This is a genomic window from Bartonella sp. AA2SXKL (assembly GCF_042197205.1).
Lineage (GTDB): Bacteria > Pseudomonadota > Alphaproteobacteria > Rhizobiales > Rhizobiaceae > Bartonella.
Window position 1 is genome coordinate 1 of sequence record NZ_JBHIRN010000025.1, and the last position, 8295, is coordinate 8295.

The following is an 8295-nucleotide window of genomic DNA, read 5'->3' on the forward strand; positions in this document are numbered from 1 at the left end:
TTTCGCGTGTAGATGATGGGCTGCCCAAAAGTGTTGCGCACATCTTTAACCATTTGGTTTAGCAGCCCGTTCCACCGCATGTTATTTCGCTCCAATCACTGCTTTAAACAGCATTTCAGGGCGTGTACAGATGTAAAGCGGATAGCTATAGACCTCCGGTTTTACCCATGCATTACGGTCGTGGTCGACGATAAGCATCGTGTAGAGCGGCCTTCCAACCGTGTTGGCAAAATCCAAGCTTTCACCAGGAGCAAAGGTTTTTTGGAAGACACCAGGCGCATCAACAGGAAAGAATTGGCATTCATCAGGCTTAATGCCTATAGCGCGCTTTGTTCCAGCCTTCGCACTTACATTATAGTTGTGAATACTCCGGTAATTAATGAAAGTGACACCTGCAAAGTCAAAACTACCAAAGCTCCCAGAGCCAATCGAACTTGGTGTTGCAACACCTCCGGCGCTATTGAGTGTCTGTGCTAAGGCTGTGTTTAAATAGGTCTCACGAATTGTTTTATGGTTTTTCAACTTGGAAAAGAATTCATTACCACAAAGCCCAATAATCCGCGAACGATCAGAAAATGCTCCTTTTGAAGCTTCAATCATCCTCATAATGACTTGATCAACATGGTCCGCAACATTGGTTGTCTCATTATTTAATTTAAAATCAATCGGCTTTGGTGGTGCGATTTCCCATTCTTTGTACCAATCGACAATAACAGAGCCATCGGCATCAAGAACCACCCCTTGAACAGCGCCAAGTTGCATATTTTCCCATGTCAATTCGATTTCAGAAATCAGTTTCTTTTGTTTCTTGGCAATATATTTCATTGCTGTCTCTAACTGATCTTCTGCGCCAAATTCACGACGGTTCTGGATTTCTTCTGATTTTACGGTATCACTTTTGGCAATCCGTGTTGTTTTGAAAAACCGAAGATTACGACCCTCTCTATCACCTTCTGCCAAAGGTGCGCCACGTTCACTGGTTTGAATAAGCGAAAATGTATTATCACGCCGTTCAATACCAACCACTGTGGTACTGGTTTCAACTTCCTCAAAAAGATTAAGAGAGCTTACAAGACCAGGTTGAAACTCATAGTTTTCAATGGCTTTCATCATTGTGATGCTTGAGAAAGCATCATGTTTAAAAAAATTCATATCCATGTGTGCATTCTCCTATCGCAATAGAATGTTGTTATGGTCTTCTAAAGACTGAATGGCTGCTTTCTTTTGCTCATCCGTGATGGCATCTGGCCATAGAAGTTCAGAAGCTTTTACAGTGCATAAGCGTGCTGTAATCACGGCACGTTGATCTGCTTCTGTTGCGTCAATAGTGGCAAAAGAAATCCCTGCCGGTGTTTGACTGCCATCTGATGCTGCTGGATTAAGGGGGGTATATTTTTGTGATGCTGTAATTTTCCCCATGACAGTTCCAGCTTCAATGAATGCTCCTGATGCAAACAGCACTTCTTCATTTGACATATCGGGGTCGTAGGGTCCAAGATAAGCGCCATTGCGTACGTCGTCATAAATAATATTCGTCATTTCACTGCCCTCCAAGCTGCTTCCCATTTTGCATAAATCTTTGCCTTGCTCGTCCCATCACTATGAGGGGTATAAGGCGAGACTTTTAAAGACGCGCTTTGAGAGCTAGCAGCCGTCAACACACATTGGCGTGCTTTCTCGATACTCATACCGTTTTGAATAGCTTTTGCTGCGTCAAAAGAAACGCCTAAGTGCTTTGCTTGCCTTTCAAGGGTTGTTAGTGCTTTTGCGCGCTTTCTTTCTTTTTCAAGAGCAGCTTTTATGTTTTCCTGCTTGTTCTCATTGTCTTCATCTTCATCTTCGTTTTCTTCGTCGTCAAAGATTTCGGCGTTTTTGTCGATGTCACTATCGTCTTCGTCCTCTTCCTCGTCATTGATGATGTCGACGATCTTTTCGTCATCCTCTTCTTCAGCGCGGTATTGTGTGCGTGCCATGTGTTTTGTCCTTCTTTTTCTGTTGATGTTGGGTTTTGTGATATGGAATCCGTTAAGGCTTCCAAAGCTTGCGCAAGGGTGCCCTGCGCATCTGCTAATCCAAGCGTGATCGCTTGGGTGCCTATAAAAGTTTCTGCTTTTGTGTCACGAATTGCAGCAGCATTTAAGCGTCTGTTTTGCGCCACCAAATCGACAAACATCTCGTAGAGCAGGGCGCAATCGGCTTGCATTTTTATCTGTGCTGTATCGCTCAAGGGTTCATGAGGGTTGCCATGGGTTTTGTGATCACCTTCAAAGACAAAGGTCCATTTATGCCCGTGTTTTTCATCCGCACGAGATTGGTCAAGATGGGCACAAACAACCCCAATCGAGCCCACAACCCCTGTGCGAGCTACCCATATTTGAGAAGCCGCACAAGCAATGGCATAAGCTGCAGAACAAGCAAACTCATTGGCATGTGCCCAAATGGGCTTGTCGTATTGTTTTGAGAGTGTTTGAAACTCTTCAACCAAATCAAACACACCACCGGCTTCTCCACCGCCGCTATCAATATCAAGTAAAACAGCGCGAACATCAGGTTGTGCAATGGCTTCACGAAAAGAAGCGCTTAAACCTTCATAAGAGGTTAGCCCCGATAAAGCCCCAAGCCATGCACCACGGCGCACAAGCGTGCCATGAACCGGTATTATGGCAACATTGTTTTGTACTACATAAGTTTCAGGGGGTCTTAAAGCTTCTGTATTCTCTTGCGAATAAGCTTCAATGGGAAACTTTTCTCCCTCAAAAAGGCGTGGTGCAAGAGCATTCAAAATGATATCAAGCTTTGTCGAGGCAAGCATATGAGGAACCCCAAAAAGCCGTGATGCCAAAAACGGCATATCAAGATTATTCACCATTTTTATGTGCCTCACTGCCTTGGTTACTTTCATAAGTCTCAGAAGGTTCTGAATCTGCTGTATCAATCACTTGATTTTCACCAGAAGGCGCTGCCATATCCGTGTCAAAAGATAAGCCGCGCGCACGAGCGTCTGTGTGCTCTTCTTGCAGTTCGGCATGAATGCTGTCGATATCAAAGCCACGCTCGGCAAGTGCCATGCGTCGTGTTTTCAAGCCTGCACGAATTTCTTCTTTTTCCGCTGAGATATCCTTGTTTGGATCAATCATTTCAAGCGGGGGTGCAAAGCTTTCACATTGAAGCCATGGCAAGGAATTTTCTTCCCACCCTGGCAAATTGACGCATCCAGCAAGCACTGCCATTTCAACAAAACGCTCCCAAACAATGCGGTTAAACTGAAAGGCAATAATATGTTCACGCCATTGTTTGACGTGCCGTCTAAACTGAATGATGGAGGTGCGTACATTTGAAAAATTCCCCCGCGTAACGTCTCCAGTCACAACGGCATAAGGCATATTAAGTGCTGCACAAATTTTCAAGATATTGCGAAATTGAAAAGCCTCATAAGAGCCACCAACCTCAACAGGATTTGAGAATGTAACTTCTTTATTCTCTCCTAAATAAAGAGATGCACCGGGCGCAATGACAGGTGCTTTGTATTCTTCTTCAACGTTGTTTTTATCACGATTATCGGATAATTTTTCGACGTTTGGTGAATTGTCCTTGACAAACGCCGCGAAAAGAGCCGCCGTCCTTTTTCTATCGAGTTCTGCGTCGTCATAGGATTCGAGTTGAAAGATCTTTGTCATAGCGCGCGTTATTTTTGGAGAACCGCGCAATTGTCCGGCAATACGGCGCTCTTTGATATGAATGACCATTTCAGCAGGGACACGCACGCGCTCTTGGCTCTCAAATGCCATATTTGCAGGGACATCATCATAGGGGTGATGTTCCCAGAAATGATAAGCAACGCGCTTGCCACTGGCATTAAATTCAATCCCCATACGAATGTAATTGCCTTCAATATCAGCCGGTCCATTGTAAGTAAGGTCTAACATTTCGGTGGGATAAACTTGTAATTGAAGCGGCACACCAGAGCGCCCGTAGAGGTCAACATAATGTAGTCTTACAAAACATTCACCAGTTAGAAAGACTTCTCGTGCAATGGTTGCTTGAAGTCCATAAAAATTGGCATCTTCATCATAGTCCGCCTCATCAACCCATTGCCACCATAAGTCTAAAAGCTTTTTCTTTTCTTCTTGAAAACCTTCAATACGAGGATAAGGTTTAATCCCATCACTAACAGCCGCAGAGACCCATTCTTCTGTTGCAGACCCATAAAGAGATTCATTGTCATAAAGCCATCTTGAACGGGCAACAATGGTATCACCGCATTCTTCAATCGCTTTATTAATATGTTTTTTTGCGGGGTCAAAACCACCCATACGGCGGCTTTTGCTTGCCGCTTCAAAATGGGGATTGTGTTGACGAGAAATTTTAAAAAAGCCCGTGAGTTTATTGATAAAGCCAGCCATTAATAGCCTCGTGAGATATTAAAATAGAACACGCGTGAACCTTTACGCCCTTCAAGGTCCGCTATTTGCGTATTGATCATTTCAAGAGCTCTGCGCAGTTCCTCAACAGAGCGGTTGCTGACTTGCTTATCGCCGTGACGCACTGATTGCGCACCCGAATAAAGAGCCTCTTCAATTTGTTCACGCCGCCTTTTTAAACTTTCCAGTCTGTTAATTTTGCTGTTAAATTGTCCTAAAGTTTCATCCACAAATTACCTCCAATCCCCTCGCATATAAGGATTCATCACTGTTCTGGATTGTTTCCTTTGAGGTTTTGCTATCTGAGATCTTCTTGGAGAAGTGAATGAAGAAATCCCAGATGTTGGTTGCTCTACAGAACCTTCAATTTTAAGTTTTTCCAAACGCTCTTCTAAGATATCAACTTCTCGATTAAGGTTTATTCCCGCCGAAATCAGACCTTGTAAAGCCGCATAAGCATAGACCCTACAATCCAAGGCTTCGTTTCTTGCCTTTTCACTTTTTTGCCATTCAATACGCTTGAAGCCTTTGAAATATTTGATGACTTTTCTTTCAGCGGTTAGCTGGTCAAAATATTCCTGGTCAAGGCTTTTGTGAAAGTGTGTTGCACCAGCCCCTGATGCTTCAGGTCCCGATTTTTTAAACCGTGCCGTGATAATATCTTTTGCCGCGTCAACACCAACAATATAGAGATTAATCTGTCCTTTATTGTTTTTGCTTGGTCGGCGTGGCCATACCGCACGCCATCCCGCTTGCCCCTTAATGCCCCAGATACGCCGCCCTTCACGCGGGCGTACATAATTATAAACTGCCTGTGTGTGTCCACCACCGGTATCAATGCAAGCCGCTGTTATCCTAATCCCCTCTTTATAGCCTGGATGCGGCCAACGTTTTGCAAGATATTCATCCAATTGGTCCCACACTTCAAAAGAAGAGGGATCACCAAGGATCACTTGATAATCAATATGCCAACTTTCTTCACTACGCCCCCATCCCACCACTTCAAGTTCCAAGCGGTCATTTTGCACATCAATACCAGCTGTCAACACGACGGATTGTTCTGGTGCAAGGGGATAATCTTCGCGTTTTGCATAGAGGCTATCAGGATCAACAACTTCGCCTGTTCTGTCCTCCCATGGCTCTCCAAGCACTGTATTAATAAAAACTTGCAAAAGAGCAGGGTCTTCTTTGGCTCTTAAAAATTCGCGCGCACAATCGCCCCAAGTCAGCCATGGCGAATAAAGCGCTGAAATATGGTAAGAACGCAGACGAGGCTTACTTGACTCCTGTGTTGCGATCCAACAAGCACCGTTTTCTTCTGCCATTAAGGTGGACTTACGATGTTCGGCATGTTCATGACCACAATGCGCACAAACAAAAACAGCTTTTTCGGGGGCGCCTTTTGGCCACTTAATTTGTGACCAAACAATGGGTTGTAGAACACCACATGCATCACAAGGGACATTGTAATATCGCTGGTCTCCTAGCACAAAATCCTTGGCGATACGGCTTGTGTCACGGTGTGTCGGCGTGGACAATTTAAAAATTTTACGTTGAATAAAAGCAGAGGTTCGTTTTTCCGCAATTGTTACAGGATCGCCTTCATTATCGACATTCAATGGGTAAGCATCGACTTCATCCAAAACCAAATAGCGAATAGGAGAAGAACGCAATCCAGCAGCACTATTTGCTCCTGTAATCATCAATGTCCCCCCATAAAATTCCTTTGAAAACATTGTATTTCCACTGTCTCTTGCACGAGCAGGAGCAATGCGTTCACTTAAAGCAGGGCTAGCTGAAATCATCGGATCAAGACGAGACTTTGACAGTTTCTTAGCGGTCTCAACTGTCGGCATTACATAAAGGGCAGGTCCTGGACTATGATGAATGGCATAACCACAAAAGTTCAACGCTGCTTCCGACATTCCAATCTGAGCCCCCTTCATCACAACCGTTGTTTCAGTCGGATCATAAACAGAAAGATTATCCATGATCTCTCGTAAATAGGGGGTACGTATAGTCCTCCATAATCCAGGCTCAGCACTCGTAACTGTGCTCAAATAACGATTTTTATCAGCCCACTGGGAAACAGTATAAGGCGGGTCAGGACGGCGTCCTTCATTCGCATAGCAAAAAAAGAGCCCAGCACCAGAGGACGAGGGCGAAGCATCACTTATCATGTTCTGGATTCTCTTCTAAAATGTTGGGATCGTGAAAAGAAACAGGGACGACATTTTCCACTAAAGCTTTGCGCATATGATGATCGATAGCTCCAATAAGGCTCGCAGCATCACATCCCACTTGCGCCGCAATTTCAGTACCAAAGCGATAGGCAAAATTGAGCATTGTATCTCGATGCGCTCTTCCAAAGTTCCATGCTTCTTTTCTCACTTCTTCACGATCAACAGTGGTTTCGCGTAACTTTTCCAGAGCAATCTTTTCTTTTGCTAGCGCAACTTGCATTCGCTCTAGTTTTATCTTGTATTCATTGGCTCCATCTGTGGAGGCTTGTTTGATCTTTGTCAGCGGTTGACCATCCGGTGCTAAAAATGGAGCAGGGCGCTTTGTTGGATTCTCATTCCAGATAGCTGTTGCAAGCGCTTCATTGACAGAACCATCTTCAAAAAGAGCCGCATCAAATTTACCTGTCTTTATCCGAGAAACCACCGCATTATGTGAAACACCCATCTTTTTTGCAAACGCACGAACCGATAGACCCTTACGATTCTTCTTATTCATAGTTGCTCCTTGCCTTCTTCTCTGCCATAAGAAGTAAGAGTTTACGGTGTTACGAATGATTGACAATCGGGTATAATCGGGTATATATTCCGGTATGAAAACAGATACACTCCAAATTACACAAGAATTGTTGGCTCTCATTACTGAGATTGATGAGTTCAAAGGGGCATGGCGCGCTCTTGGTACTCTTGCACCTGAGCGATTGAACGCCCTTCGCCATATTGCTACTGTTGAAAGTATTGGATCTTCTACACGCATTGAAGGGAGTAAGTTAACAGACCGCGAAATCGAACAGCTTTTGGTAAACTTAGAAATTAAACGTTTCAAGAGTCGTGATGAACAAGAAGTTATCGGTTATGCCAAGGTTATGGAAACAATTTTTCAATCTTGGAGTGATATTTCTATTACTGAAAATCATATTAAACAACTTCATCGTGATCTTTTGTGTAATAGTGAGAAAGATCAACGACATCGAGGTGAATATAAGACTTTACGCAATGATGTAGCAGCATTTAATTCTCAAGGGAAAATGGTTGGCATTGTTTTTGAAACAGCTACACTATTTGATACACCATACCGAATGCAAGAGCTTATTACTTGGTTCAATAAAACCAATGAATTAAAGGATCTTCATCCTTTACTTACGATTGGTATTTTTAATGTAACATTTTTAGCTATTCATCCTTTTCAAGATGGAAATGGACGTTTAAGCCGTATCTTAACCACCCTTCTTTTGTTACAAAAAGGTTATGTTTATGTACCATATTCATCACTTGAAAGCATTATTGAGAATAATAAAGAAAGCTATTACTTAGCTTTAAATCAAACTCAAAAAACAATTTATACTAAAACACCCAATTGGGAGCCTTGGATACTCTTTTTTTTACGTGCTCTACAAAAACAAAAACGCCAATTAGAAATAAAAATAGAGAGTGAAAAAAATGCTCTTTTTTCCTTATCTGAATTGGCTCTTAATATTCTTGATTATGTGCGTAATCACGGACGTGTTACAACCCGCGATATGGTGCGTGAGGTTGGTGCAAGCCCTAATACACTTAAAGTAACTTTTACATCATTAGTTGAAAAAGGTCTTTTGATACGTCATGGTGGTGGACGATCAACTTGGTATAGTGCA

Annotated in this window: 9 protein-coding genes; 1 reads left to right on the plus strand and 8 read right to left on the minus strand. The window is 43.2% G+C overall.

The genetic code is table 11. The features are described from left to right. Positions 1-81: 81 nt before the first annotated feature. Genes ACFINS_RS09110 through ACFINS_RS09145 form a run of 8 tightly spaced genes read right to left on the minus strand, consistent with a single transcriptional unit; the run spans position 82 to position 7160 of the window. Positions 82-1158: a major capsid protein gene (locus tag ACFINS_RS09110; RefSeq protein WP_375612360.1), complete on the minus strand. Its 1077-nt coding sequence runs from the start codon at positions 1156-1158 to the stop codon at positions 82-84. Positions 1159-1170: 12 nt separating this feature from the next. Next, positions 1171-1539 (minus strand): head decoration protein, encoded by a 369-nt coding sequence (locus ACFINS_RS09115; RefSeq protein WP_375612361.1) that lies wholly within the window; start codon positions 1537-1539, stop codon positions 1171-1173. Beyond that, complete coding sequence (locus ACFINS_RS09120; protein ID WP_375706117.1) at positions 1536-1916, minus strand: hypothetical protein; 381 nt, start codon at positions 1914-1916, stop codon at positions 1536-1538. Before ACFINS_RS09120 ends, ACFINS_RS09115 begins: the two co-directional genes overlap by 4 nt. After that, positions 1799-2869 carry a S49 family peptidase gene (locus ACFINS_RS09125; protein ID WP_375682091.1) on the minus strand — a complete coding sequence of 357 codons (1071 nt, stop codon included), beginning with the start codon at positions 2867-2869 and terminating at the stop codon, positions 1799-1801. Before ACFINS_RS09125 ends, ACFINS_RS09120 begins: the two co-directional genes overlap by 118 nt. Further along, on the minus strand, positions 2859-4403 hold the full coding sequence (locus ACFINS_RS09130; protein ID WP_375706115.1) for a phage portal protein: 1545 nt from the start codon (positions 4401-4403) through the stop codon (positions 2859-2861). Before ACFINS_RS09130 ends, ACFINS_RS09125 begins: the two co-directional genes overlap by 11 nt. Beyond that, complete coding sequence (locus tag ACFINS_RS09135; RefSeq protein ID WP_375632641.1) at positions 4403-4651, minus strand: phage head-tail joining protein; 249 nt, start codon at positions 4649-4651, stop codon at positions 4403-4405. The genes ACFINS_RS09130 and ACFINS_RS09135 overlap by 1 nt, the downstream gene beginning before the upstream one ends. A 3-nt stretch (positions 4652-4654) precedes the next feature. Continuing rightward, entirely contained in the window at positions 4655-6601 is a 1947-nt protein-coding gene (locus ACFINS_RS09140) for a phage terminase large subunit family protein (protein ID WP_375628335.1), read from the minus strand. After that, the gene (locus ACFINS_RS09145; protein ID WP_375682093.1) at positions 6591-7160 is read right to left on the minus strand and encodes a hypothetical protein; all 570 of its coding nucleotides are present in this window, start codon (positions 7158-7160) and stop codon (positions 6591-6593) included. Before ACFINS_RS09145 ends, ACFINS_RS09140 begins: the two co-directional genes overlap by 11 nt. 94 nt (positions 7161-7254) lie before the next feature. On the opposite strand from ACFINS_RS09145, the gene ACFINS_RS09150 reads away from it, so the two are divergent. Further along, positions 7255-8295, plus strand: a 1041-nt coding sequence (locus ACFINS_RS09150; protein WP_375706116.1) for a Fic family protein, incomplete at its 3' end; no start/stop codon positions are given.